Raw genomic sequence first — 24949 nt, forward strand, 5'->3', positions numbered from 1 at the left:
AGCCTGACATTCATGCGGGCTCAGGGCGATCACCCCGGTCATCTGAACGCACGTTCGACCGGTCGAGACCGGCCGAACGTTTCCTTGTGCTGGAAATGCTTTACTGGGTGTTGGGTGCCATCATCTGTTCGGGACGGATGGACACTTCCAGCATGTCGTCGGGCAGTATTTCTGTGTCCTCCTTTGCTGCTATCTGGGTCGTTTCACCATTGGTCTTGCGATAGATCACCAATTCCGGACCGCCATTGCTGCCGCCACGCAGCTGAGCCTTGACGGCGCCGGTATAAAGCAGCTTTTCGCTGGATGCCTTGATCTGCGCGGCGAGCTTTTCGGTCTGGATCGTCGTGTCGCGAAGATTGTCGTTCAGTTGGGCGCGATGCTGCTCGTCCTGTATTTCGATATTGCGGGCAATTTCATCCCTGTCATGACGGGCCTGGACCAGCCGGGATTCCGAATCGCCCTGCTGGCTGCGGATTTCAGCGAGAGAATGCCGCTCGTCGTCGATACGGGTTGCCATGACGAGACCCTTTGCTGCGGACGCGGTCATGCGGTCGACGGCGTCCTGCTGCAGCTGTATGGCCTCTTCATTTCGCTGCCTGGTTGCCTCAAGCGCGGTGATGGTCGCTTCGGCTGATTGCAGCGAGCTTTGCAGGAAGGCACGCTGCTTTGCATAGTTCTCAATCCGCATCTTCAGATCGCTCTGTTCGAAGGACGCGATCTCGTCCAGCGTCGAGCGTTGCAGGGGCGCGGAATAGATGGGGCTGAGATCGATATCGTTGCTGGCGTTGAGTTCCGCCTTCAGGCTGATGGCCCTTGCCCTTGCCCTTGCAAGATCGATCCACAGGGATTCGTTTTCGCTTTTGAGATCAGGCGCCGTCATCAGCGGGTTTTCGGTGCGAAACCGCAGGGCGTCATAGCCGCCGGCAAGCGCGATGGCATGGCGCACCGTCAGGCCGGGGCGATAAGGAACCGCGCCGGGACGGGAAACGTCGCCGGAAATATAGAAGGGACGGTATTCGACCATCTCAACCGTCACGTCAGCGGATTGTATGCGGCCGTCCTTCACCAATCCGTCCGACAGCGCTACGCGCAGGTCATGGATCGAAAGCCCTTCCGCCTTGACCTCGCCAAGGAACGGCACGGAAATGCTGCCATCGATGTTGACGGTGACGCGACGACCGAAATCGGGAACACCGAAGACGCCGAGCTGCAGTACGTCGCCAGGCCCCAGATGATAGAGGGCGCCGTCCTCGGACAGGGCGGGCCGGGGCAGTAGGAACAGAGCCACGAGAAGGCTCAAGGTCGAAAGGCCGATGATTTTCATTGTATAATCCCCTTGTCTTGGTCTGATTTGCCGTCATCCGGCTGCCGCACGCGTATCCAATCGACGAGGAGGCTTGCCGGGAGCTTCGTCGTCGAATCCGGTGACCCTGGCCAAGACCCGCCGACAGCGAGGTTGAGGACAAGGAACATCGGCTTATTCAGGTCCTTGGGTGTTGCCGCCTTGAAGACCTGTTTTCCGTCCAGGGACCAGACGATCTTATCTTTCGTCCAGGTCATCCCGTAGACATGAAAATCGCGGGAAAGATCACCGACCCTGATGGCCCGCCCGGTTTGGGCGGATCCAGCACCGGCCGGAATGTGGAGACCGCTATGGGCGGTGACATGCAGAGTGCCCGGCTCGTGGCCGAGGATCTCGAAGACATCTATTTCCGGCGGCCAGGTCCGATCTTCCGGCAGCAGCCAGAATGCCGGCCAAAGCCCGCGACCGGCCGGCACCTTTGCGCGGATTTCCACAGAACCGTAGGTGAACGAGAAGCGCCCGGCCGTGTTGAGGAGACCGGAGGCGTAGCGTAGACCCTTGCTCTGGCTGCGCAAATCCTGCGGGATCTCGCTGGCGCGAATGGTCAGCACGCCGTTTTCGACGGAATAGGGCTTGAGAGCCTGGATGGCTGTGCTGTCCTGGTTCGGCCGCGGATCGACGTAATATTCCAGTTCCTTGTTGCCGGCGTTCGTCCTCTCGCCTGTCGGATAGTACGGCTGCCACATGCCCTTGCCGTTCGAGCGCAGGTCGAGCGTCGAAAAATCGTCGGTGAACACGGTTTTCCAGACGGCGGCTGGAGCCGCGGCTTCAGTATCAGACCCCGCAGCCTGTGCCGGATGAAGAAAGCTCAGGAAAGCAAGGATGGCGAGAATGAGCGCCTGGACGCCGATGATCCGCCCGCACGCCATCAGCGTCACCATGCCGAGCCGATACATGAGGATCGCCATGGCGGCCAGCATCAGCAGCGCGGCGGCGACATTGCCCCAGGCCTGGCCCTCGATGCCGGCTAAATAGTTACCGGCGGCCATGCCGACGACGAGCGTCACAAGCCCGACGACGGTCAGCATCAGGGCATCGCGGCCCGGTCTTGTGGAGCGCACGATGATCATCGGGACGATCCACACCATCGTTCCGAGCGGTATGCAGGAGACGGCAAGCGCAATCGTTGCCGGCGTTGCTTCCTCATAGGCGGGGAAGGCAAATGCGATCACCCTGCCGGCCGCGACGATGGAGACCAGGGCTATGACGGCGAGCCCGAGGGCCACCCTCAACAATTCCCTTTCGATGATGACGGCATCGCGTTGCGGCGAGCGATCGATCATCCGTGCGAGCAGCTTGGGATAGCGAACCTGCGCGATCGTCGACATCAGCCCGAGGCCGATCATGGCGAGACTGGCACCGAAGGAAAAGAGCCCGAGATCGTGCGGCGACGACAATGTCGAAGATACCCAGCGATTGGCGCTGAGATAGAAGACCCAGGATGCATTGAAGGCAAAGAGCGGCAATGCCAGGCGCGCCATTGACATGAATGAGGGGCGCTGTGTCAGCATCGGCAGCGGTCGCGCAAAGAGCAAGGCACAGAGCGTATAGTAGGCCGCAAGTGCGGCAAACGAACCGGTCACGCCGCCGAACATCAGACCGGCGAGCCGTGGTACAGTCATGCCGAGCTGCAGGATGAGGGCGAGCACTGTGAATTCCCATACGCGGGAGCTCGCGCGATAGAGAGTGACGGGACCATTGGCGATCATCGCCATGATGCCGCCGCCGATCGCAAGCACGGTACCGAGCAGCGGCAGCGTCGCGCCTCCACCGGTCAACAGAAACACCAGCGGCAGCGTTGCCGCCAGCACGACCATGCCGACGACCCACAAGGTGTTCAGGATTTCGAGCGCTGCGCGGGCGGCGACTGTCGTTTGACGACCGGGTATCTGCTTGTCGGCAAGCTGCGAGAGACCGAGGTCGGCCCGGCCGGCATAGGTGAAGAGACTGGTCAGCAATGCGAATGTGCCGAAGGCAGTCGGGTCGAGGAGGCGCGGCGCCATCAACGTCGCACCGCTGCCGAGGAGCGTCAGCACCAGGGCGCCGATCGCATAGGTGGCCGGCTGCCCGAGCCACGCCCACCGCTTCGACATGCTCAGCCTGTCGAAGAGAGCCGGTGCCCTCGAGGCTGCGAAGGCGGGCCGTTCGGGCTCGCTATCGGGTGCAAAGGCGGCGGTCATGACGCCACCGCGACGGCGACCGGCGGCCCGACGGTTGCCTTGCCGGCGGCAAGCGCGTCGAGCTGCGGCGCTGACCGAATGATACCGTGACGCAGGAGATCATCCGTCGAACGGTAGCGCTCGCTCTTCTCGCAGATGAAGCCCTTCCCCGGATGCTTGTTCAGCAGCTCGACGTAGCGGCGATATTCGACCCCCGCGTCCCAATGCTCGCCGCGGCTGACCTCGTGCCGGGCACGTTCGTCGAAATTGGAGAAGAGTTTGAAATGCAGCAGCGCGCCTGAGATCGGCGAAACGGAGAGCGGGTCCGTCCGATGGTTGGTGACCCACTTGCGTCCCGGCCGTCCCCGCATCAGCGGTACCTTGGTAATGTCTGGCGGCAGGGAGCCGATATTGGTCCGCTGCAGGCCGATTGCCTTGCCGAGAGGGTGGAGACGAAGGTTCCGCACCGCGCGGGCAACCGCCATCGGCCAGGTGCCCATCCGGTGATAGCGGGGATAGAACACCCGCAGACGCGGACCGCCGACCGCCTCGACATTGAGAAACCGCTTCGAAAACGGCAGTGCGGCCTTGTTGCGAACCCTGTACTCGGTGTCAAAAAATGGGCAGGTGTCGACGAAGGACGTCCCCGGCTTGTAGACCGCGTCGGCAACGGCGCCCTGTGCGTACATATCGACCATGATCGCGAAGACGCCCTCGTGGTCGGACTTTTCCAGCAGATTGCAGAATTGCCGGATCGGAACCTGCTCGGAATGCGGGTAGACGAACAATTCGTCGGCGTCGATGAACAGGCACCAGTTGCCGTCGCCATGTCGCTCGACCATGGCGTTGATCCAGTTCATGCCACAGCCGGCTTCTCCGAAGGAATCGGCTGTGTGATAGACGACGCAATCGCTCTGCGAGAGCAGGAAGTCCATCGTGTGGTCTTCGGAATTGTTGTCGCAGATATAGAAACGGTCCACGCCAAGCTTGCGATGGTATTCGAGAATGTAGGGAAGGCGGTCAGCCTCGTTGCGCACGACGAGATAAGCGTCAACGCTTCCGCTTCCGCGTCGGGAAGGCTGACGGTCAATGCGGTTGAGATGGACATTCATGTTCGACTGACCTCCGTCGAGTTGGGAACGACCGGCTCGGCCGCGGCTGAGGATCCGGTTTCACGGGCAAGGGCGAAGAAGAAGGCGAGCGTCAGCAGGCCCGGCGTCGCAAAGATGCTGACCTCGGTTAGCCCGATGATCATGATGAGAAGCACGATCTGGTCGCGTGTCGCATCGGGTCGCGAGACCATCCGGCCGACCAGGATTGCAAGAAAGGCGAATGCCGGCAGGGAACCCAGGATCCCCATGCAGAGGACCGTTTGCATATACATGTTGTGCATGTTGACCGGGTCGCCGGCGAAGGCGCGTCCGACGCTGCCCACGATCAGGGCTTCGGTGCCGTTGAAACCCCATCCGAGAAGCGGCTTTTGCGCAATCAGATCGGCGCCGACCGCCCACAGGTCCGTTCGACCGGTCAGCGTCATGATCTCGGCGGACGATCCGCTTCTCGCCAGGGGGCCAAGCAAGGCTCTGATGTCAGGGAATTGCCCGGTTGCGAGCAGGGCGAGTACCATCAGGCCGCCGATGACCCCGCCGATCGCAAACGGCGTAAAGAGGCGCTTTTCGCGAAAGGCGATAATTGCCCAGGCAGCGATGGTGGCGAGCGTCGTCGTGCGGCTATCGGTGGCGACAAGTGCCGCAAAGCCAATCACAAGCGAGGCAGCAAGGAGCCAGGGTCCGATAATCTTTTGACGGCGCGATAGAACGGCGAAGGTAACCAAGAGTGCCGCCTGTTCCCCGAGAACATTCGGATGCCCGGAAAGGCCGCGCAGACGATAGGCCGTCTCCTCCGCCGAAGGCGGCAGCCATGCCATTTCAGGCAGCAGGAACGCCGAGACGAGGGCAAGCGCCACAAACAAGACCAGCGTGATCGTGAAGATACGCAGGGTCGCAGCGACGCCGAGAACCGAGACGGCAAGGCAGGCAAGCAGCAGATAGGCAAGCAGCCCGACGGCATTGCCGGCCGTATAGGCTGGCGTCAGCGACCAGAGTGACGAGGCGAGCGCAATCAGACCGTAGAGAACAGCCAATGCGACTGTTCGCTCCTGGAGATGATGGACGATCTGACGCCAATTGCAGACGCATATCGCCGGGATCAGCACCCAGGTCGTGAGCTTCATTCCATTCTGCCAGTCGAGCCCTGTATCGCCGTATTCGCGTGTGCGCAGACTGAGGTTCAGGCCGAACACGACGAAGACGAGAAGCGAGGCGACGGCCCACTGGCGGCCGAGCGCGGCCGCCAGGATTACGAGCAGAACCCCGGCCCCCAATGGAAGGCCGAAGGGTAGGCCGGCCGCTACTCCGCCGGATTGTTGCGCCAGCGTGAAAGAAAGGCCGAGCCAGGCGAAGCCAGTGGCAAGGGGGATGGCAACAGCCAGGCCCGGCCCTGCCCACCGGACGGCGGCACTGTCCGAGGGCATAGTCATATCTTCAGGAGCCGCTTTGCATCGCGCTTTACGGCCGAAAAATTCATGCCGGCCCCAGCGATGCAGGCCATACCCAAGCTGCCCATGGCATAGAGCGGCAGGATCGGGAAAACAGGCCGGTCAGGCACGGTCGGGGGTGACAGAACTTCCGCATCAGGCTTCAAAGCTTCCAGGGCGGGTGCTCGCTGCTTCAGGCGGGTTTGCGCGTCAGCCAGAACCTGGGTGTCGTTATCCGCGTCCCGACGCAGTTCGTCGAGCCGGAGGCCAGCCTTGCGGCGTTCGACGAGATCTTGGCGGATCTTGTCGATCTCTCCGCTGAGAAGGTTCTCACGCTCTGCCCAGTTGGCAGCTTCCACCTGGACGCTGGCGACGATGCGGTCACGCTCGGCCTGCGCCTGCTGCATGATGTTTCGAGATTCCGTCGACATGACAGCCACCCGCGACATGCTTTCGGTCAAGCTCTGGTTCAGGCGCTGGATGGTCGGCGACGACAGAACCTCCGGAGCGCTGTCGAGGGTTCCGGCAGCCTTCATCTTTGTCAGGCTGTCGGCGCGGGTCCGGGCATCGATCGAGCGGGCTCTTGCGGTTGCAAGTTCGGTGCTGAGCGTGCCGAGCTGCGCCTCAAGCGAAATCTGTGCGCCCTGGTCGATCAATCCGGATTGCTCCAGGAAGGACTGCATGGCCGCGGTGGATGCATCTGCCCGCACCTTGGCTTCTGCGACGTGGTCCTCCAGAAGCTTGTTCATGTCGTCCAGGTTCTCGGCCTTGCGCTTGACCTGCGCGTCAAGATAGGCCGACACCAGCGTCTTCGTCAGTGCGGCCGCCTTCTGCGGGTCCTCCGAACGGAAACCGACATTGACCGTATAGGATTGCCGGTTGCGGTGGAGGACGAGCTTGTTCCAGAGGTTCTCACGCAACTTGGCAGCCTTGGGCGAGGAGGCCGGCGTCGTCTGCGACGCCATCATCTGCGCCGGCGTCGGTGCTGGCGTCTCGCGAGCCCAGGTCGGCGGGAGGATGCCGCCGAAGAGGCTGAGCATCACCCTGTTGGTGATGCTGGGCTTCACCTTGAACTCATCGTCCGTGGCGAGCTTGTGGGATTCAATGACCGTTTCAGCCAAAGCCACGGAATTGAAGGCATCGAGATCGGACAGGATGAAGCTTTCGTCCAGAGGCGTGCGCATGGCCTGCGCATCCATCTGACCTTCCATGTCGGTCGGTCTGAGAACCAGCGTGGCGGTCGACTCATAGACGCGGGGCAGCGAAGGCCAGGCCATGGTGGCTATGACAAGCACGGCCGTGCCGCCGACAAGAAACCTGGCGAGCGAGTATCTGGGCTGCTGCTCCGGCGCGCTGTCTTGCGGTTCGGAGGATTGAAGCTGATCTTCGTTCGCTGCGCTTCTTAGAGGAATCGGCTGGGCCGAGTCAGCTAGATTTCGTTTCGTCTCCATTGCTTTTCCCTTGCCTCCTTCAGCGGTATCAACTCCGAACAAATGCATACAAACGACCGCGCATCGGTCCTGAAATCAGACGAAAACCGGTGTAGAGCGTCGTCACCATCAGGAACTGGTTCACGGTCAGGAAGCCGGCCTTGAAGAAATGCAGCCGGAAGCGAACTTCGTTCACGACATAGCGCCAACCGCCTCGGCGCTCGTTCAGTCCAAGTCCGGTCCTTGCCCGGATCAATGCTTTGGGAATGACGTGGAATTGCACGCCTGACATCGCCATGCGGATCCAGAGATCATAGTCCTCGAGCAAGCCGAATTTCGAGTTGTAGCCGCCGACGGCGCGCAGCAGGTCTGCTCGCACGGCAACCGCCGGGTGCACGATGATGTTGCGCCAGCGAAGCGCCTGAACGATCGCCTCGTGGGTGGTCGGCGCAACGCGCAGCCGCGTATCCGGCCTCTCGTCGTAGAATTCCTCGGCCCAGGAGGTGACCAGTCCGATTTCCGGATTGGCTTCGAGATAATCGCATTCGATGGCGATTCTATCGGGCAGGCAGATGTCGTCGCTGTCCATCCGCATGATGATGGGCATGGTGGCGGCCGCAAGGCCTGCATTGAGAGCGCGGGCGAGGCCGCCATTCCGCTCGAGGCGCAGGACGGTGAATTCCCACGGCGCCTGCAATGCCGCAAAATCTGCGATTACCTTTTCCTGCTCGCCGTCGACAGGACCATCGATAACAAGAACGATCTGATCGGCCGGTCTTGACTGGATGCGCAGGCTTTCAAGGCTTGCGGCAAGGTTGGACGCCTTTTCTCTGGCGTAGGTGGACATCAGGATGGAAACCCCCGATGCCGGTTGCTGCGTGTTGTCGGCAGCCTTGGCGAGTTCGATTGACGGAACCTTGATCATCGCCGCTCACCTCGCGCCTTTGCGGGAAAGGATGACACCGGCGGTGCGAACCAGGATCTTCAGGTCCAGCAGCATGTTGCGATTCAGCACGTATTCGCAATCGAGTTCGACGCGGCGCTGATAGCTGACGTCGTTGCGGCCACTGACCTGCCACAGTCCGGTAATGCCGGGCAGCACGCTTGCATATTCGCTGACGTGTTCCTGATAGTGGCTGAGCTCCGAATTGGTGACGGGCCTCGGGCCGACCAGGCTCATCTCGCCCCGCAGCACGTTGATGATCTGCGGCAGCTCGTCGAGGCTGCTGGCGCGAAGGAACTTTCCGATCGGCGTGATGCGCGGATCAAAGACCAGCTTCTGGTCACGTGCCCATTCGGCGCTCGCCTCGGGGTGATGTGCCAGATATTCCTGAAGGCAGTTGTCCGCGCCGATGATCATGGTGCGGAACTTCAGGCAGCCGAAGGGCGTGATCCCTTTTCCGACGCGGGTATGCTTGAAGATGATCGGGCCGCCGTCGAGCGAAACGAGAACGGCGACGACAGCGAAGAGCGGAGCTGCCAGGAACAGCAGCACCAGCGAAACGGACACGTCGAAGGCGCGTTTTAAGACCTGACCGAACCTGCCCTGCCGCTGCGTTAGGTGTCTTGCAGGTATGGCTCGCGGCGGCGCGGCGGCGTGGCTGAGTTTCTGTGGTTGATTCACGACAGGCTCCCGTCATCTTGCCGGCGCCGGACAAACCGCTGACCATCCCGGCTTTTCGAGCATCAGGACACCATTTGTGCGACGCGTTTTGCAAGGAAACTGAGGGGGTACCCCTAAGGAAGCTCTGTCAAATGAACTAATACTGATTACGACGATAGCTATATGTGCTTAGACATATAAGTATAAAATAAGAATATCATGCTATACGCCGTGAAATAACCCTGTGTAAATTGACGCCAATTTACCATTTATAGTAAAATTATCGTTGATAACTGCGAAGAAGTCTTGATTTGATGCGCCGTCGCGCATTTACTGTTCCGTACAGTAATGTACCGATACCGGAATTAGGAGCTATCTTCGGCTTTGGGGACAGGGGGAATATTGTTATGCTTACCCCGACTTATATATTTGATTCCAGTCGCTTATTTCGTGAGGGAACGCGACTGATCCTGGGTTCGGCGTCATTCGAGGTAGTCGGGATGGGAGAGAGCCTGACCGACTTCTACGAATTGCCGAAGATGGAATCTTCGCCAGTATTCGTGATCGGCTCGGTTGCCGGCATCACGTTACGGGATTTCATCGCCCTTATCGTCTCGACCAATCCGAAAGCGCGTGTCGTCGTGCTTGCGGATGCCTATGACCATGAGGAAGCGACGGCAGTCCTTGCACTCGGGGCAAAGGGCTATCTGCACAAGAGCCTCTCTGCCGACAGTTTCGTCAAGGCTCTGCAGCTCATATCCGAGGAGTGCTCGGTCATATCAGGCTGGCCCATGTCCAACAGCATGGGCCGGGAGGCTGCAGCCCTGTCTCGCGCGGTACCGGCCTTGAAGGCCAACTCGCAATTCAGGTCCCAGCCGCAATCGCAATCATCGCTGTCGGCCATCGCGGTGGCCGACGATCCGTCCGAACAGGAAGCCGGCGACTTTCCGGAGCAGGACATCCAGCCGGTGACGCCGGTACGGATGGTGCGCGCTATCAACAATAGCGCCCGCAACCTGTCGCCACGGGAAAAGTCGATCCTGAAGCTTGTCATGGGCGGAGAGTCGAACAAGCAGATCGCACGCAGGCTGGAAATTACCGAGAGTACGGTCAAGGTTCATATCAAGACGATCCTGCGAAAGATCGATGTCAAGAACCGCACCCAGGCAGCGATCTGGGCGATGGCGGAGCCTGGCTTCAGTGAGTCCACTCAGCACGGCTAAAGAGCTCAGCCACCATAGCTGGAAAAAAGCCCCTGTTCCTTTCCAGGAACAGGGGCTTTTGTTTGCGTCCCAAAAATCAGTCTTATTGGGTCGGGGCGAGCTTCATCGCCAGAGCCACGCGTGGCGTTCCCGACGGATCTAGGATGAACTGCGCCGGGCCGTAGACGCGTGCCCGCGAGATCATGGCCGCGGCCTGCCGCTCCTGGCCTTCGCCGAACTCAAAGGCAAGCCATCCGCCCGGCTTCAGGAAATCCGGCGCCTCGCGTATCAGCCTCTGATGGATGGAAATGCCATAAGGCCCACCGTCGAAGGCTTCACGCGGCTCGTTCTCAAGCAGGTGGGCGCGATCTGCTTCAAGTCGGCTGCTGGAGATGTAAGGCGGATTGCAGAGCACGAGATCCACCCGGTTTTCCAACCCGATATTGCGGATGTTCTCGAACATATCACCCTGCACGACGCTGACCCGTGCCTGCAGGCCGAAACGCATGACGTTTCGCCAGGCAACATCGACCGTCTCCGGCGTAAGGTCGCAGGCCCATACCTGGGCATCGGCAATATGATTGGCAACCGCAATGCCGAGATTGCCGCAGCCGCAGCACATATCGACGACAACAGGTGCAACGGGACCCTGGGTCAGCCGATCGACGCAGACGGTGCCCAGCAGCTCGGTCTCTGCCCGCGGGACGAGAACGCTCGGCCCCAGTTCGAAATCCATATTCATGAAGGTGACGAACTTCTCGCTGTTCATGGGCATCGCAGGCAAAGCCTCGGTCGGTCGTGTCGAATAGGAGTTCCCGATGTCGTTACCGGATTCATTCATTTGTAGATCGTCTGGCATATTTATCCCTCTCCTCCGGCTGGCGGTAAAAACGTACCCCCGTTCAATACCCAGCGGTTAGCGCAGCTCGAATGTTCCCATTAGAGGCAAGGTGCGTAAAGGTCGCGCTGTGGGGGCATGCGGATTACCCACTCGGCTCCTAACGTTACCGGATACTCCTTCCACTAGGGGTAGTCCCTTTGCTCCATTGCTTCCGGAAGCCCGCCTAGACAAGCTTGAACGGTGTTTTGAAGCTGCGGCGCAAGTTGAGTTCGGGAGCCTTTCGGCCCGCCGCATGCGAGGGGAAACTATCATGTGCGGCATACTTGGATATTTCGGCGATGGCATGGCAGCCGGGCAAGCGGCTGCGCTTCTGCGCCGCATGGCAGGTTCCCTGCTGCATCGCGGCCCCGACGAAGGCGGCATCTTCACGGATGATGGCGCAGGTTTCGGGCATCGCCGCCTGTCGATCGTCGGTCTGGCGGATGGCCAGCAGCCGATGCCGAATTCGGACGGCTCCCTCTGCATCAGCTTCAACGGCGAAATCTTCAACTATGTCGAGCTTCGCCGTTCGCTGGAAGCCAAGGGCCGCCGCTTCAGGACGTCGTCTGATACGGAAGTCATTCTTCATCTCTATGAGGAAATGGGACCTGGCTGCGTCGATCTTCTCAATGGTGATTTCGTCTTTGCTATCTGGGATCGCAATCTTCGCCGCATGTTCATCGCTCGCGACCGCATGGGCGTGCGCCCGCTCTTCTATACGCAGCGCGACGGGATGCTGTTCTTCGCCTCTGAGATCAAGGCGCTGCTGGAGGTCCCCGGCGTCAAGGCCGATATCGATCCTTTCGCGCTGGACCAGGTATTCACATTCTGGGCGCCGGTCCCGCCGCGCACCATCTTCAAGGGCGTATCGGAGCTGCCGGCCGGCCATCTGATGATCGTCGACGGCAACGGCATTTCGGTTCGCCAATATTGGGATCTCTCATTCCCCGACAAAGCCGACGTTGAGCCGGCTCGCCGTGAAGACGATGTCGCGGAAGAGCTGCTGGCGCTGCTCGACGATGCGACGGCGATCCGCATGCGCGCAGACGTGCCCGTCGGGGCTTATCTGTCCGGTGGCCTGGATTCCTCCATCACCTGCGCCCTTGCCAAGCCCTATGCGACGGCGGGGCTGCGCACCTTCTCCGTCACCTTCGACACCGCCGAGCATGACGAGAGCCCATTCCAACAGGAAATGGTGAAGGCGCTGGGTACGCATCATTCCGCAGTCGCCTGCGGCCCGGATGAAATCGCCGGCATCTTTCCGTCCGTCATCGAGCACACGGAAAAGCCGATCATCCGCACTGCGCCGGCGCCGCTTCACCTTCTGGCGCGCCATGTTCGCGAAGAAGGCATGAAGGTCGTGCTGACGGGTGAGGGTGCCGACGAGGTTTTCGCCGGCTATGATATTTTCAAGGAGACCCGTGTGCGCCGCTTCTGCTCGCGGCAGACGGGGTCGAAGCGGCGGCCGCTGCTTTTCCGCCGCCTCTATCCCTATCTGCCGGGGCTGAGCCAGCAGACACCGGAATCCCTTGCCGCCTTCTTCGGCGCCGGCAACGAGGACGTTTCCGATCCGCTGTTCTCGCATCGGCCGCGCTATCGCAGCACGGCGGCGGCAAAGATCTTCTTCTCAGCGGACCTGCGAAAGACTTTGGCCGGATATGACGCGACCGAAGAGGTTCTTGCGCGCCTGCCTGCGGATTTCGGCCGCTGGCATCCGCTGCATCAGGCCCAGTATCTCGAAACCAAGTTCCTGCTTTCCGACTACATCCTGTCGAGCCAGGGCGACCGCATGTCGATGGCGCACGGGATCGAAGGCCGCTTCCCGTTCCTCGACCATCGACTGGTGGAATTCGCGGCGAAGATACCGCCCGGCATGAAGCTCAAGGGTTTCGTCGAGAAGCATATTCTGCGGCGGGCGGTCGCCGATCTGCTGCCGCCTTCGATCGGGCAGCGGACCAAGCAACCCTATCGGGCTCCGGACAGCCGGTCCTTCTTTGCCGGCCGCGAGCCTGATTATGTCGGGCAGCTGTTTTCCCACCGCGCGCTGGAGGAAACGGGCCTGTTCAATCCTGTGGCGGCCGAAAAGCTCCTGGCGAAGTGCCGCCGCGAGACCGATGGCTTCCGGGACAACGCCGCCTTTGTCGGCATCCTGTCCACGCAGCTCTGGCATGAGGCATTCACGAAGCGGACGGTCAACCAGGGGGATGACCGTCAATTGGCAGCAGCGATCTAAAAAGGAGAACGCATGATGATTCCGCTGAAAGAGCAAATCAGGGCCTTTATTGTTGAAAGTTTCCTGTTTGGAGACACGAGTAGGGCCCTCGGGGACGATGCATCGCTGATCGAAAGCGATGTCGTGGACTCCACCGGCATCCTTGAACTCGTGTCGTTCGTCGAAGACAATTTCGGCGTCACCGTCGCGGATGCGGAGATTCTGCCCGCCAACTTCGACTCCATCACGAAGGTTGCCACCTTCATCATGAGCAAGAGATCGGCTGCCGATCCTATCGCCGCCGTCGCTTGAAATCGGACATTGGAGGGGACAATGCGTGTCGAGACTTTCCTGCGGGACAGCGCCACGTCGATGGGTGACAAGATAGCCCTCGTGGCGGGGGAAATGCGGCTGAGTTATGCCGCGCTCGACACGCTTTCTGATCACCTGGCCGCCAGCCTAGTGGAGAGGGGCTTGCGGCCGGGTGATCGGACCATCATTTTCATGGACAATTGTTGGGAAGCGGTTGTTTCCATCTTTGCAATCCTGAAGACCGGGGGCGTCTTCAGCCCGATCAATCCGTCCACCAAGGCGGATAAGCTCGCCTATGTGCTGCAAAACTGCCGGGCAAAAGCGGTCATCACCCAGACCAAGCTCGCTAGCATTCTCGACCAGGCCATGGCCGAGGCACCGACCGTGGAAGTCGCCATCGTTTCCGGCGACCAGCCGCTGACGATGCCTGCGGGTGCTGCGCGCTTCTCCGACTGTATCGCAGGGCCGGCCGTGCCGTGCCCGCATGGCGGCATCGACGTCGATCTGGCGATGCTCATCTATACATCGGGCTCGACCGGCCGCCCGAAGGGCGTGATGATGACCCATCGCAATATCGAGGCGGCCGCGACGTCGATCACGACCTATCTCGAAAACACGCCGGACGACATCATCCTCAACGTGCTGCCGATCGCCTTCGACTATGGGCTCTATCAGGTCCTGATGGCGATCAAGATGGGCGCCACGGTCGTCCTGGAAAAATCCTTCGCTTTCCCGCAGGCCGTGTTTGAAACCATGCGCCGCGAGAAGGTGACGGGCTTTCCGCTGGTGCCGACAATGGCCGCGATGATCCTCGGCATGCGCGATCTTGCGCCGGGCTTCCTGCCCGGTCTGCGTTATATTTCGAACACCGCGGCCGCACTTCCGCCGGAACATATCGAACGGCTTCGCGCGCTCTTTCCCGGAGCCACGGTCTTTTCGATGTATGGCCTCACGGAATGCAAGCGCTGCACCTATCTGCCACCTGATCAACTCGACATCCGTCCGGGCTCGGTCGGCATCGCCATTCCCAATACGCAGGCCTATGTGGTCGACGACGAGGGGCAGAAAGTCGCTCCTGGAGTCGTCGGCGAACTGGTGATCCGCGGCCCGCATGTGATGCAGGGCTACTGGGAAAACGAGGAGGCGACGAAGCAGAGGCTTCGTCCCGGCTTCAACCCTTGGGAAAAGGTGCTTTACACCGGCGACCTCTTCCGCACCGACAGCGACGGTTTTCTCTATTTCGTCGGCCGCAAGGACGACATCATCAAGACGCGCGGTGAAAAGGTCGCGCCGAAGGAAGTCGAGGCCGTCATCCATGCCTGTGTCGGCGTGTCCGAAGTGGTCGTGTTCGGCCGGCAGGATCCGATCCTTGGCCAGGCCGTGCATGCCGTCATCGTCGCGTCCGATCCCGGTCTGACAGAGCAGCTCGTTATTCGCCACTGCCAACGCAATCTCGAGGATTTCATGGTGCCGCGTTCGGTCTCCTTCCGGACCGAGCTGCCGAAGACTGACACAGGCAAGGTCAGCCGCAGGCTTGCCGCCGAGGAATTCGAACAAACAATGGAGCCAGCCGAATGAACACGATTCCACTCGCCCTTCATCGAGAGTTCTCGCCCGAAACGCTGCGGATCGACTGCGCAGCAGAGGTCGCGCGGATAACGGAAGCGCTGCGAGACCAGGTGCGCACGAAGATGCGCCGGCGTGGTCTCGTCCTTGGATTGTCGGGCGGGATCGACTCCAGCGTCTGCGCGGCACTTGCCGTCCATGCGCTCGGCGCCCGCAACGTCTACGCGCTCTATATGCCCGAGAATGATTCCGATCCTGATAGTCTGGCGTTGGGGCGCGAGCTGGCGGAGACCTACTCGATCGACAGCACGGTCGAGGATATCGGGCCTACGCTTGCGGCCATGGGCTGCTATCGTCGCCGCGACGACATCATTCGGCAGATCGAGCCGGCTTATGGCGAAGGCTGGGCCTGCAAGGTGGCGATCACCAGCCCGCTCAACGGCGAAGGCTATGCGATCTCGACACTGGTTCTGCAGGCGCCCGACGGCACCCAGACCCGCCACCGCATGCCGGCTTCGGCCTATCTCGGCATCGTCGCCGCGACCAACATGAAGCAGCGCACGCGCAAGCAGATGGAATATTATCACGCTGACCGGTTGAACTATGCCGTTCTCGGCACGCCGAACCGGCTGGAATACGACCAGGGCTTTTTCGTAAAGAACGGCGATGGCGCCGCCGACGTAAAGCCGATTGCGCATCTCTACAAGTCTCAGGTCTACCAGCTCGCCGAATATCTGGGCGTGCCGGAGAAGATCCGCCGGCGCCCGCCGACGACGGATACCTGGTCGCTCGCCCAGACCCAGGAGGAGTTCTACTTCGCGCTTCCCTACGATCGCATGGATCTTTGCCTCTACGCATTGAACAACGGGATCGACGCCGATGAGACGGCTAAAGCGACAGGCCTGACGCCTGCCCAGGTCGAATGGGTCTGGCAGGACATTCACTCGAAGCGGAAGACGACGCGTCCGCTCCATCTGGCGCCGCTTCTAGTGGAGGCTGTTTTTTAAGTAGTGTGGGGGAAATACCTATGACCGATCGGGGTGAGTCAAAGGACGAAATACGAAACCGACGTTTGGAAAAACTCAGATTTTGGCGCAGGGCCTGCGCCGACGAGAGCGACGTTTTCAAGTCCTACAACATGGAGGCGAGCGGCAATCCGCTGATCCTCTTCCATGGTGATTTCGATATGGGCGGCCTTTATGTCCGCCGCCTTGCCACGGAATGCAATTATCCTATCGTGGCTCTGGCTCCGCAGGGGCTGCACGACAATAATCTGCGCGCGAGCGTGGAATGGATGGCGCGCGAGCGTCTGAAGGACGTCCTTGCAGTCAAGCCGTCGGGGCCTTACCGGCTCGGCGGCTATTGCAACGGCGCGCTTGTCGCTTACGAGTGCGCGCGGCTGCTTAAGGAAATGGGCCACGAGGTCGAGATCATCGTCATGATCGAGCCGTCCTCGCTGAACGCGAAGCCGTTCTATCGTAGGCTATATAGCCTCATGACATCTGTTCTGGTTCCCGAGGAGAAACGCTCCCCGGCCGTGCAACGGCGCTTCGGGGACTTGATGTACATGGCCTGGGATATTGGCCGCGTTACGCATCTGTCATTTGGCGAAATTGCGCGATTGGCTCGCTATATCGTCCATCGACGCGCCACGCGACGCAAACGCCTCGTGCAGCAGGAGACTGAGGCTGCAGCAGCAGAGCGTCGGATCCAGGAGAAGAATGCCTATCTCAGGGCCTTCTATACCGCAGCGATCGCATCCTACCTGCCGCCGCCGGTGACGACGCCTGTCGTTGTGCTGTCGACCGGCCGCGACGGTGGCGGGCGGCAATGCGGCCTTTACGACGGAACGGTCTGGTCGCGTCTCGCCAGCAACTTCCGCCACATACAATTGCCGGGTCACCATTCGACCTGCCTGTCGCTGCATGCCGGAGAACTGGCGTCCAATCTCGGCTCGATCCTGCGAGGGCCACCTCCGGGAAGACCGGTTCCTGCTCCTCCACAGCTGACGCTCGTGAGCAACACGCATACGGCGACCGGCGAACGACAGGGTGTTCGCTGAGCATTCCGTACGCAGGTTAGAGAGACAAAATCTTAAGCGGGCGAAAGGCGGAAGCGCATTTCGCCCGTCATGCGTTCACCTCGCGCCAAGAGCCGCAATCCGCCGAGGTCAGGTAGGCCGAGGTCAGGTAGATTGTATCCATTCGGCAGATGGCTCATCGGCTCGAAGCAGAAGAAGTCGGTCCGGTCGATGGGCATGTAGATCATGCCGACGTTAAAGAGCGGATCGGCTTCCAGCAGGAGCCGCATGCCGAGTTCCGGCCAGGCTATCGCAGCCTTCCCATCCCAGCCTTCGAAGGCATTGTTGACCCATTGCGACGGGAGCAAGGCTCCGTCTCGAAAGTCCAGGCCATTCGGTATGCTCTGTCTCCGGTCGGGCAAATGGCCCTCGCGCTCGCTCCAGTAGGCCTGCGCCGATGCCTTGAGGATGGTGTCGGGCGTTCGCGGAAAGAACGGATGCTGGCCGAGACCGAAGGGAAAGGGATCGCGCCCCAGATTTTCGACGGAAAGTGCGAGGTGGAGTTCATTTTCGGCAACACGGATCGTGTGTTGTGCCCGATAGGCATAGGGAGAGCATTCGTCGGCAGCCTTCTCAAAACTCATCTGCAGATGGTCTTCCGACATCACTTCGATGTCCCATTCTGCCAGCCAGCCATCGCCATGCAGATAGAGCGGATCGCTGCTGTTCGGTGCGAAGCGGTAGTCCCGCCCGCCGACCGTCATCCTGTTGTGCTCGATGCGGTTGCCGAAGGGTACCAAGGGAAAGCTCGCTAGGCTCGCATCAGGGCCGCCGGCTGCGACCAGAAAAGGCGTGCCACGGTAGTCGGCAGACAGGATGGCGCCGCCGACCGGGCTGACGCGAACAGTCAGATCGCTGCTGCGAAGTGTCCGCTCGCCGTTCGATCGTGGAGAAGTCACGTTCTCCTGCCGACCGCGGTGGAGCGCAGATTGTCGAGGAGAACGGCGATGAGCAGGATCAGGCCGCGCACGACATATTGGTAGAAGGCCTGGATGTTGAGCAGGTTCATGACGTTTTCGGCAATGCCCATGATCAGCACGCCGACGATGACGCCGGTCATCGCCGCACGGCCACCGGCGAGCGACACACCGCCGAGCACGCAGGCGGAAATGACCGAAAGCTCAAGGCCCGTCGCCGCATTCGGCTGGCCCGATGTGATGCGGGAGGCAAGCAAGATGCCGGCGATGGCGCAGACGAGGCCCTGTGCGGCAAAGATCCAGATGCGCATATTGGCGACGTTGACACCCGCCAGGCGCGACGCTTCTGGGTTACCGCCGATTGCCAGCGTGTTCTTGCCGAAGACGGTGCGGTTCAGGAGGAACCCGAAGAAGACGAAGAGGATCGCCATGATCCAGATCGGTGTCGGGATGCCGAGGAAGTTGGAGAGCGCCAGCTGGTAGAAATTCGGATCGTTGATGCCGACGGCGCGGCCGTCGGAGGCGATCAGCGCAAAGCCGCGGACGATCTGCATGGTCGCGAGCGTGGTGATCAGCGCGTTGATGCGGAATTTGGCGATGACGACGCCGTTGACGAAGCCGACGAACCCACCGCAGACGAGCGCTGCCAGGAGGCCGAGCAGGATGGAGCCTGTCGCGTTGGATGCCATGACCGCGATCATGCCGCAGAAGGCGACCGTCGAGCCGACCGAAAGGTCGAAGTCACGCGAGGCGAGGCAGAACATCATCGTGCAGGAGACGATGCCGATCGTGACGACCGATTGCAGCAAACCCAGCATGTTGCGCTCGGTCAGGAAGTTCGGGACCGTCAGCGCCACGATGACGAAGGCGATGGCAAAGATCATCACAAGACCTTGTTCGCCCAGGAAGATTTTTTTGAGAGAAGTCATCGTGACTATATCCTAGCTCAGAGAATGCCCGCGGCGTTTTTATCCGGCAGGGCAGCGGTGAGAATCTGGTGTTCGTTGAAATCGGGGCGGGCGATATTGGCGGCCACCTTGCCGCCGCACATGACCATGATGCGGTCGGAAATGCCCATGACCTCCGGCAGCTCGCTGGAAATGACGACGATCGCCATGCCCTCGGCGGCCAGTTCATAGAGGATTTCGTAGATTTCCGACTTGGCGCCGACATCGATGCCGCGCGTCGGCTCGTCGATGACGAGGACCTTGATGCCTTGTTCCGACAGCCAGCGCCCGAGAATGACCTTCTGCTGGTTGCCGCCCGACAGGTTGATGATGTCCTGCCTGCGCGAAGGCGTGCGCACGCGCAGCTTAGCGATGAAGCGATCCGCAAGTTCGGCTTCCCGGCGCATGTTGAGGAAGCCGAAAGGGGAAAAGTGGCGGCGGGAGGAGATGGTGATGTTTTCCTCGATCGATCGACCCTGGACGATGCCGTCGAACTTGCGGTCCTCCGGGCAAAGCACCATGCCGGCATGGATCGCCGCCCGCGGCCTGTTCGGGCCGATTGCCACACCGTCGATGGAGACGGACCCCTGGTAGCGATGATCGGCACCATAGAGAAGACGCGCCATCTCGCTACGGCCGGCGCCGATCAGGCCGAAGAAGCCGAGGATCTCGCCGCGGCGCACGGAAAAGCTGATGGGCGTCTTCAGCTTCGGACCGGAGAGGTTCTTGACGTCGAGCCTGGTGTCGCCGAGCGACCGCTCGCGCCAGCCCCAGATATTGCTGATCTGGCGGCCGACCATCTCGGAAATGATCTGCTCGCGCGTGACCTCGGACATCGACGAATGGTTGGCGGCAAGCTTGCCGTCGCGCAGCACGGTCATGCTGTCGCAAAGGCGGAAGATCTCATCCAGGCGATGGGAAACATAGAGAACGACGGTGCCGCGCGCCTTCAGGCGATCGATGAGCTGGAAGAGGATTTCGCTTTCGCGCGACGACAGCGACGAGGTCGGCTCGTCAAGCGCGATGACGCGCGCATCGAGCATCACAGCCTTGGCGATCTCGACCATCTGGCGCGCGCCGATCGACAGCGATGCGACCTTGGCGACAGGATCGATATCGATGCCGATATCGGCGAGCTTCTGCCGCACGGTCTCGACCAGCACCTTGCTCTTGATGACGCCGGCAGTATCGGGAAAGCGCCCGAGCCAGAGATTTTCGGCAACCGTCAGTTCCGGGACGAGCTGCAATTCCTGGTGAATGACGATGACGCCGGCGTGGAAGGCGTCGCGCACGGAGCTGTATCGCTGCTCCTCGCCGTCGATGACGATCGTGCCGCTGTCGGCGGACTGGTCGCCTGACAGAACGCGGATCAGCGTCGATTTGCCGGCGCCGTTTTCGCCCATCAGGCCGTGCACGGCGCCCTTCTCGACTGACAGCGAGACGTCGGACAGCGCCTTGACGCCGGGATATCCCTTGGAAATGCCGTTGAATTCTAGGAAGGCCATGGTCGTTCCGCTGAAAAAGAGGCCCGGTAGCAGCAATGCCGCCGAGCCATGATCATCCTGGGAGGATAATTACTCGATGCCGAGGCTCTTGCGAACGTCCTGATAGTCGTTGCGTAGTGCCAATGAGCCAGACGTGAGCGTCAGCTTCGGCGGCTCCTTGCCGTTGGCGATCCAGTCGTACATGTCGAGCGCGGTCTCATAGCCGTGACGCTTCGGCGAGATGATCACGGTTCCGAAGAAGCCGGTCGCGGAAGGCTTCTTGAATTCGTTGATCGCCGAATCCGCACCGCCGATGCCGACGCCGATGACATTGGCCGCCGGAATGTTGGACGATTCCGTCGCGCGCACCGCGCCGAGCACTGCTTCGTCGTTCAGGCCGAAGGCGATCCAGTATTTGACATCGGCATGCTTGTTGATGACGGTCGTTGCGGCGTTGAGCGCGGCTTCCGTATCGGTCTTGTCCTGCGGAGCGTTATAGATGTTATCGGCCGGGAAGCCGGCTGCCTTCAGGACGGAAATCGCGCCTTCGACACGGTCGACGGCAGTCGGAAGCTGGTCGTAGGAGACGCGGATCGCGCCGACATTCTTCATGTCCCAGCCGCGCTTCTTCATTTCGTCGACGATCGCCTGACCGACAGTCTCACCGATCTTGGTTGCCGAAATGCCCATATGCGGGACATCTTCTAGCGCCTTGCCGTCGGCGCCGACGAGGCGGTCGTCCACGGTCATCATCTTCAGCTGATTGGCGGCCGCCTTGGCGACGATGCCGGGGCCGAGCTTGACGTCGGGCGTGCAGATGATGAAGCCCTGTGCGCCCTGGGCGCCGAGGTTGTCGATCGCCGACTGAACCTTTTCACCATCTTCAGCGCCGATCTTGACGAGCGTGAAGCCCTTCTCCTTGGCCGCCATGTCGGCGAATTTCCACTCGTCCTGGAACCAGGGCTCTTCCGGCTGCTTGACGACGAAGCCGATCTTCACGTCGGCGGCGAATGCGGAGGTCGCGGCGACGATCGCGACGGTACCAGCCAGAAAGGCTGCTTTGAAAAAGCGCATGTCTCTCTCCCTTGAGGTCTCTTGAATGAGATGCTGCCTCTCCCAGGCAGTATTAGTTGAGTAAGCCAAATCATCATACTCGTCAATTGCCTTTGTATGATGATTGCTTTAATGGTTGATCAGGGAGACGATAGGGTCGAGTGTTTGCTCGACCATGTCCGGCGCAAAGGGAGTGTTGAATTTGGATTCAGTCGATCGGGACAACGGCAGGGATAGCCAACCCGGGCCCGTGCGCCGTCCGCGTGTCGGCCGCAACGTGACGGCAGCGCTTGCGCAGGACATCTGTTCGGAGCGCTATCCCGTCGGCAGTCCGCTGCCGCGGGAGAATGATCTCTGCGAGATCTACGGTGTCAGCCGCACCGTCATCCGCGAATCCCTGAAGATATTGGAATCGAAGGGCATGGTGCGCGGCAGGCCGCGGGTCGGCACCACGGTCTGCGACCGCGACGACTGGAACATCCTCGATGCCGACGTGCTGGAATGGATGGGCCCCTATATCCGCGATTTCGACATTCTCGGCTGCATCCTCGAGGCCCGCCGCACCATCGAACCGGCTGCTGCCGAATATGCTGCCGAGCGGGCGACCGCCCGCGAGGTCGCCGATCTCGACCACGCCTGGCGGCAGATGCGCGATTCAGCCCTTGATCCCGAACGTTTCACCGAAGCCGACGTGATGTTCCACACCGTGCTTCTCGGCGCCAGCCACAACCAGGTCTTTCGCCGCCTGTCGAGCGCCATCCATGCGGCGCTGACCTATGCGCTGCATGCCTCCAACGTCGCCGTCGACAGCCGCGAGGAGGCGATCGTGGTGCATGGCGAACTGGTCGAGGCGCTGCGACTGCGCGACCGGGCTGCTGCCCGCAACGTTGCCAACCGCATGCTCGATCTTGCCGTGCGCGACCTTGCCGCGGCCGAGCGGCTGATCGGCCGCGAGCCGACTGCAGGAAAGGACGCTGGCGGCAGGGACAGGCCAGGTGGGTCGCGCTAGAGATATGATCGACACACCCTCTTGTCGCCATCGCGGCTGCAAGTCCGACAATTACACCACCTTTGAAAGCCGAAACGGAAGCATGCCATGAAGATCACCAAGCTGACGACCTATATTGTCCCGCCGCGCTGGCTGTTTTTGAAGATCGAGACCGACGAGGGCGTCGTCGGCTGGGGCGAACCCGTGGTCGAGGGCAGGGCGCTGACCGTCCAGGCTGCCGTCCACGAGCTAGAGGATTACCTGATCGGCAAGGATCCGTTCCTGATCGAGGATCACTGGAACGTGATGTACCGTGGCGGCTTCTATCGCGGCGGTGCCATCCATATGTCGGCCTTGGCCGGCATCGATCAAGCGCTCTGGGACATCAAGGGCAAGGCGCTCGGCCAGCCGATCCATTCGCTGCTCGGTGGCCAGGTGCGCGACAAGATCAAGGTCTATAGCTGGATCGGCGGCGACCGCCCCTCCGACGTCGCCAACAATGCGAAGGATGTGGTTGCCCGCGGCTTCAAGGCGATCAAGCTCAACGGCTGCGAGGAGATGCAGATCGTCGATACCTATGACAAGGTGGAAAAGGCGGTTGAGACCATCGCCACCATCCGCGCGGCGATTGGCCCGCATATCGGCATCGGCGTCGACTTCCACGGCCGCGTCCACCGGCCGATGGCCAAGGTGCTCGCCAAGGAGCTCGAGCCCTACAAGCTGTTGTTCATCGAGGAGCCGGTGCTTTCGGAAAACCGTGAAGCCCTGAAAGAGATCGCCAACCATTCCTCGACGCCGATTGCGCTTGGCGAGCGGCTCTATTCGCGCTGGGACTTCAAGCATGTCCTCTCGGACGGCTATGTCGATATCCTGCAGCCGGACCTCTCCCATGCCGGCGGCATCACCGAATGCCGCAAGATCGCCGCCATGGCCGAGGCCTATGACGTGGCGCTTGCCCCGCATTGCCCGCTCGGGCCGATCGCGCTTGCCGCCTGCCTGCAGGTCGACGCCGTCTCCTACAATGCCTTTATCCAGGAACAGAGCCTCGGCATCCATTACAACAAGGGCAACGACATCCTCGACTACATCTCCAACAAGGACGTGTTCCAATACGCTGACGGCTTCGTCTCGATCCCGCAAGGCCCCGGCCTCGGCATCGAGGTCGACGAGGCCTATGTCATCGAACGCGCCAAGCAAGGCCACAGGTGGAGAAACCCCGTCTGGAGGCATGAGGATGGCAGTGTCGCCGAGTGGTAGGAGGCCAGCATGGTGAACCGGCTCTCCGGCAAGCGTATCCTTGTGACCGGTGCCGCCCAGGGCATCGGCCTTGCCATCGCCAAGGCCTGTGCCGCGGAAGGAGCGAGCCTTTTCCTCATCGATTTGGACGGGGAGCGGCTGGCCACTGAGGCCGCCGCCCTCCAGGCAACAGGCGCAAAGGTCGGCCACGCCGAGGCGAATATCGTCGACGCGGCTGCGGTCGCATCAGCCGTCGCCCAGGCGGCAAGGGAGATCGGTCAACTTAATGCGTTGATCAACAATGCCGGCGTCAACGTCTTTGCCGAGCCGCTGCAAACGTCCGAGGAGGAATGGCAGCGCTGCTTCGACATCAATCTCAAGGGCGCATGGAACTGCTGCAGGGCGGTGCTCCCCGATATCATCGCGCAGGGCGGCGGCGCGATCCTCAACATCGCCTCGACCCATGCCTTCACCATCATTCCGCACACTTTCCCCTATCCGCTCGCCAAGCACGCGCTTCTCGGCATGACGAAATCGCTCGGCATCGAATATGCGGGCAAAGGCGTGAGGGTGAACGCGCTGGCACCGGGCTATGTCGCGACGCAGAAGGTCATCGACTACTGGAACAGCTTCCCCGACCCGGAAGCAGCCAAGGCCGAAACGATGAAACTTCATCCGGGCGGCCGCATCGCCACCCCCGAAGAAATCGCACTCGCCGCGGTCTTCATGATCTCGGACGAATGCCCCTTCATGAACGCCACCTACCTGACGGTGGATGGAGGCCTCAGCGTCCAGCAGCATCCGTGAGCGCGAGAGGCGTGCGGTCGGTGACAAATTGTGTAAGTTGCGACAGAGGTGCCGCGACGAATGTGGCCCCCGGGCAAATTGTCAATGCCGCGTGAATTTTCCCCAGAAGTGCCGAAGTAAAATTCCCCACTTATGCCGAGGTGGACGCCGGGGAGAATTGGGTATTTTTTGGCG

21 protein-coding genes are annotated in these 24949 nt (G+C 61.1%); 9 read left to right on the top strand and 12 right to left on the bottom strand.

Going from position 1 to position 24949, the window contains the following annotated elements:
- Window positions 1-100 precede the first annotated feature (100 nt).
- Genes EV561_RS31310 through EV561_RS31340 form a run of 7 tightly spaced genes read right to left on the bottom strand, consistent with a single transcriptional unit; the run spans window position 101 to window position 9112 of the window.
- On the bottom strand, window positions 101-1324 hold the full coding sequence (locus EV561_RS31310) for a polysaccharide biosynthesis/export family protein (protein ID WP_132527817.1): 1224 nt from the start codon (window positions 1322-1324) through the stop codon (window positions 101-103).
- Window positions 1321-3543 carry a family 16 glycosylhydrolase gene (locus tag EV561_RS31315; protein WP_132527818.1) on the bottom strand — a complete coding sequence of 741 codons (2223 nt, stop codon included), beginning with the start codon at window positions 3541-3543 and terminating at the stop codon, window positions 1321-1323. The genes EV561_RS31310 and EV561_RS31315 overlap by 4 nt, the downstream gene beginning before the upstream one ends.
- Window positions 3540-4634, bottom strand: coding sequence for a glycosyltransferase family 2 protein (locus tag EV561_RS31320; protein WP_132527819.1), 1095 nt, complete (start codon window positions 4632-4634; stop codon window positions 3540-3542). The genes EV561_RS31315 and EV561_RS31320 overlap by 4 nt, the downstream gene beginning before the upstream one ends.
- On the bottom strand, window positions 4631-6055 hold the full coding sequence (locus EV561_RS31325) for an O-antigen ligase family protein (RefSeq protein WP_245513113.1): 1425 nt from the start codon (window positions 6053-6055) through the stop codon (window positions 4631-4633). The genes EV561_RS31320 and EV561_RS31325 overlap by 4 nt, the downstream gene beginning before the upstream one ends.
- 2 nt (window positions 6056-6057) lie before the next feature.
- Window positions 6058-7509 (bottom strand): polysaccharide biosynthesis protein, encoded by a 1452-nt coding sequence (locus EV561_RS31330; protein ID WP_132527821.1) that lies wholly within the window; start codon window positions 7507-7509, stop codon window positions 6058-6060.
- Window positions 7510-7537: 28 nt separating this feature from the next.
- A complete protein-coding gene (locus tag EV561_RS31335) occupies window positions 7538-8413 on the bottom strand; it encodes a glycosyltransferase (protein ID WP_132527822.1) in 876 nt (291 codons plus the stop codon).
- 6 nt (window positions 8414-8419) lie between these two features.
- Complete coding sequence (locus tag EV561_RS31340; RefSeq protein WP_132527823.1) at window positions 8420-9112, bottom strand: sugar transferase; 693 nt, start codon at window positions 9110-9112, stop codon at window positions 8420-8422.
- 479 nt (window positions 9113-9591) lie between these two features.
- Between EV561_RS31340 and EV561_RS31345 the strand changes: the two genes are divergently transcribed.
- On the top strand, window positions 9592-10314 hold the full coding sequence (locus EV561_RS31345) for a response regulator transcription factor (RefSeq protein WP_245513114.1): 723 nt from the start codon (window positions 9592-9594) through the stop codon (window positions 10312-10314).
- Window positions 10315-10396: 82 nt separating this feature from the next.
- Here the strand turns inward: EV561_RS31345 and EV561_RS31350 are convergent, their stop codons facing one another.
- Window positions 10397-11068 (bottom strand): HemK/PrmC family methyltransferase, encoded by a 672-nt coding sequence (locus tag EV561_RS31350; protein ID WP_245513117.1) that lies wholly within the window; start codon window positions 11066-11068, stop codon window positions 10397-10399.
- A 376-nt stretch (window positions 11069-11444) separates the two neighbouring features.
- Between EV561_RS31350 and asnB the strand changes: the two genes are divergently transcribed.
- The 5 genes from asnB to EV561_RS31375 all read left to right on the top strand — a co-directional run bounded on the left by asnB (window position 11445) and on the right by EV561_RS31375 (window position 17325).
- A complete protein-coding gene (gene asnB / locus EV561_RS31355; RefSeq protein ID WP_132527826.1) occupies window positions 11445-13406 on the top strand; it encodes an asparagine synthase (glutamine-hydrolyzing) in 1962 nt (653 codons plus the stop codon).
- A gap of 12 nt (window positions 13407-13418) precedes the next feature.
- The gene (locus tag EV561_RS31360; protein WP_188080083.1) at window positions 13419-13697 is read left to right on the top strand and encodes an acyl carrier protein; all 279 of its coding nucleotides are present in this window, start codon (window positions 13419-13421) and stop codon (window positions 13695-13697) included.
- Window positions 13698-13718: 21 nt separating this feature from the next.
- Window positions 13719-15275, top strand: coding sequence for an AMP-binding protein (locus EV561_RS31365; protein WP_132527827.1), 1557 nt, complete (start codon window positions 13719-13721; stop codon window positions 15273-15275).
- A complete protein-coding gene (gene nadE / locus EV561_RS31370; protein ID WP_132527828.1) occupies window positions 15272-16270 on the top strand; it encodes an NAD(+) synthase in 999 nt (332 codons plus the stop codon). The genes EV561_RS31365 and nadE overlap by 4 nt, the downstream gene beginning before the upstream one ends.
- A gap of 65 nt (window positions 16271-16335) precedes the next feature.
- Window positions 16336-17325, top strand: a complete 990-nt coding sequence (locus tag EV561_RS31375) for a thioesterase domain-containing protein (protein WP_245513115.1) — start codon at window positions 16336-16338, stop codon at window positions 17323-17325.
- 32 nt (window positions 17326-17357) lie between these two features.
- Here the strand turns inward: EV561_RS31375 and EV561_RS31380 are convergent, their stop codons facing one another.
- The 4 genes from EV561_RS31380 to EV561_RS31395 all read right to left on the bottom strand — a co-directional run bounded on the left by EV561_RS31380 (window position 17358) and on the right by EV561_RS31395 (window position 21765).
- The gene (locus tag EV561_RS31380; protein ID WP_132527830.1) at window positions 17358-18242 is read right to left on the bottom strand and encodes an aldose 1-epimerase; all 885 of its coding nucleotides are present in this window, start codon (window positions 18240-18242) and stop codon (window positions 17358-17360) included.
- Window positions 18239-19189 (bottom strand): L-arabinose ABC transporter permease AraH, encoded by a 951-nt coding sequence (araH, locus tag EV561_RS31385; protein ID WP_132527831.1) that lies wholly within the window; start codon window positions 19187-19189, stop codon window positions 18239-18241. The genes EV561_RS31380 and araH overlap by 4 nt, the downstream gene beginning before the upstream one ends.
- Before the next feature lie 17 nt (window positions 19190-19206).
- Window positions 19207-20712 (bottom strand): L-arabinose ABC transporter ATP-binding protein AraG, encoded by a 1506-nt coding sequence (araG, locus tag EV561_RS31390; protein WP_132527832.1) that lies wholly within the window; start codon window positions 20710-20712, stop codon window positions 19207-19209.
- Window positions 20713-20781: 69 nt separating this feature from the next.
- Window positions 20782-21765: an arabinose ABC transporter substrate-binding protein gene (locus tag EV561_RS31395; protein ID WP_132527833.1), complete on the bottom strand. Its 984-nt coding sequence runs from the start codon at window positions 21763-21765 to the stop codon at window positions 20782-20784.
- A 181-nt stretch (window positions 21766-21946) separates the two neighbouring features.
- On the opposite strand from EV561_RS31395, the gene EV561_RS31400 reads away from it, so the two are divergent.
- From EV561_RS31400 to EV561_RS31410, 3 genes are all read left to right on the top strand, one after another.
- Window positions 21947-22753 carry a FadR/GntR family transcriptional regulator gene (locus tag EV561_RS31400; protein WP_132527834.1) on the top strand — a complete coding sequence of 269 codons (807 nt, stop codon included), beginning with the start codon at window positions 21947-21949 and terminating at the stop codon, window positions 22751-22753.
- An 87-nt stretch (window positions 22754-22840) separates the two neighbouring features.
- Window positions 22841-23989, top strand: a complete 1149-nt coding sequence (gene dgoD, locus EV561_RS31405) for a galactonate dehydratase (protein WP_132527835.1) — start codon at window positions 22841-22843, stop codon at window positions 23987-23989.
- A 9-nt stretch (window positions 23990-23998) separates the two neighbouring features.
- Complete coding sequence (locus EV561_RS31410; RefSeq protein WP_132527836.1) at window positions 23999-24775, top strand: SDR family oxidoreductase; 777 nt, start codon at window positions 23999-24001, stop codon at window positions 24773-24775.
- The last annotated feature ends 174 nt before the right edge of the window (window positions 24776-24949 follow it).

The organism is Rhizobium sp. BK376 (genome assembly GCF_004341625.1).
GTDB lineage: Bacteria > Pseudomonadota > Alphaproteobacteria > Rhizobiales > Rhizobiaceae > Rhizobium.

Coding starts and splice junctions, on each gene's coding strand:
- EV561_RS31350 (WP_245513117.1), bottom strand. CDS start 11,068: ATGCCCATGAACAGCGAGAAGTTCGTCACCTTCATGAATATGGATTTC.
- EV561_RS31325 (WP_245513113.1), bottom strand. CDS start 6,055: ATGCCCTCGGACAGTGCCGCCGTCCGGTGGGCAGGGCCGGGCCTGGCT.
- EV561_RS31320 (WP_132527819.1), bottom strand. CDS start 4,634: ATGAATGTCCATCTCAACCGCATTGACCGTCAGCCTTCCCGACGCGGA.
- EV561_RS31315 (WP_132527818.1), bottom strand. CDS start 3,543: ATGACCGCCGCCTTTGCACCCGATAGCGAGCCCGAACGGCCCGCCTTC.
- EV561_RS31310 (WP_132527817.1), bottom strand. CDS start 1,324: ATGAAAATCATCGGCCTTTCGACCTTGAGCCTTCTCGTGGCTCTGTTC.
- EV561_RS31365 (WP_132527827.1), top strand. CDS start 13,719: ATGCGTGTCGAGACTTTCCTGCGGGACAGCGCCACGTCGATGGGTGAC.
- EV561_RS31335 (WP_132527822.1), bottom strand. CDS start 8,413: ATGATCAAGGTTCCGTCAATCGAACTCGCCAAGGCTGCCGACAACACG.
- EV561_RS31410 (WP_132527836.1), top strand. CDS start 23,999: ATGGTGAACCGGCTCTCCGGCAAGCGTATCCTTGTGACCGGTGCCGCC.
- araH (WP_132527831.1), bottom strand. CDS start 19,189: ATGACTTCTCTCAAAAAAATCTTCCTGGGCGAACAAGGTCTTGTGATG.
- asnB (WP_132527826.1), top strand. CDS start 11,445: ATGTGCGGCATACTTGGATATTTCGGCGATGGCATGGCAGCCGGGCAA.
- araG (WP_132527832.1), bottom strand. CDS start 20,712: ATGGCCTTCCTAGAATTCAACGGCATTTCCAAGGGATATCCCGGCGTC.
- dgoD (WP_132527835.1), top strand. CDS start 22,841: ATGAAGATCACCAAGCTGACGACCTATATTGTCCCGCCGCGCTGGCTG.
- EV561_RS31360 (WP_188080083.1), top strand. CDS start 13,419: ATGATGATTCCGCTGAAAGAGCAAATCAGGGCCTTTATTGTTGAAAGT.
- EV561_RS31395 (WP_132527833.1), bottom strand. CDS start 21,765: ATGCGCTTTTTCAAAGCAGCCTTTCTGGCTGGTACCGTCGCGATCGTC.
- nadE (WP_132527828.1), top strand. CDS start 15,272: ATGAACACGATTCCACTCGCCCTTCATCGAGAGTTCTCGCCCGAAACG.
- EV561_RS31345 (WP_245513114.1), top strand. CDS start 9,592: ATGGGAGAGAGCCTGACCGACTTCTACGAATTGCCGAAGATGGAATCT.
- EV561_RS31330 (WP_132527821.1), bottom strand. CDS start 7,509: ATGGAGACGAAACGAAATCTAGCTGACTCGGCCCAGCCGATTCCTCTA.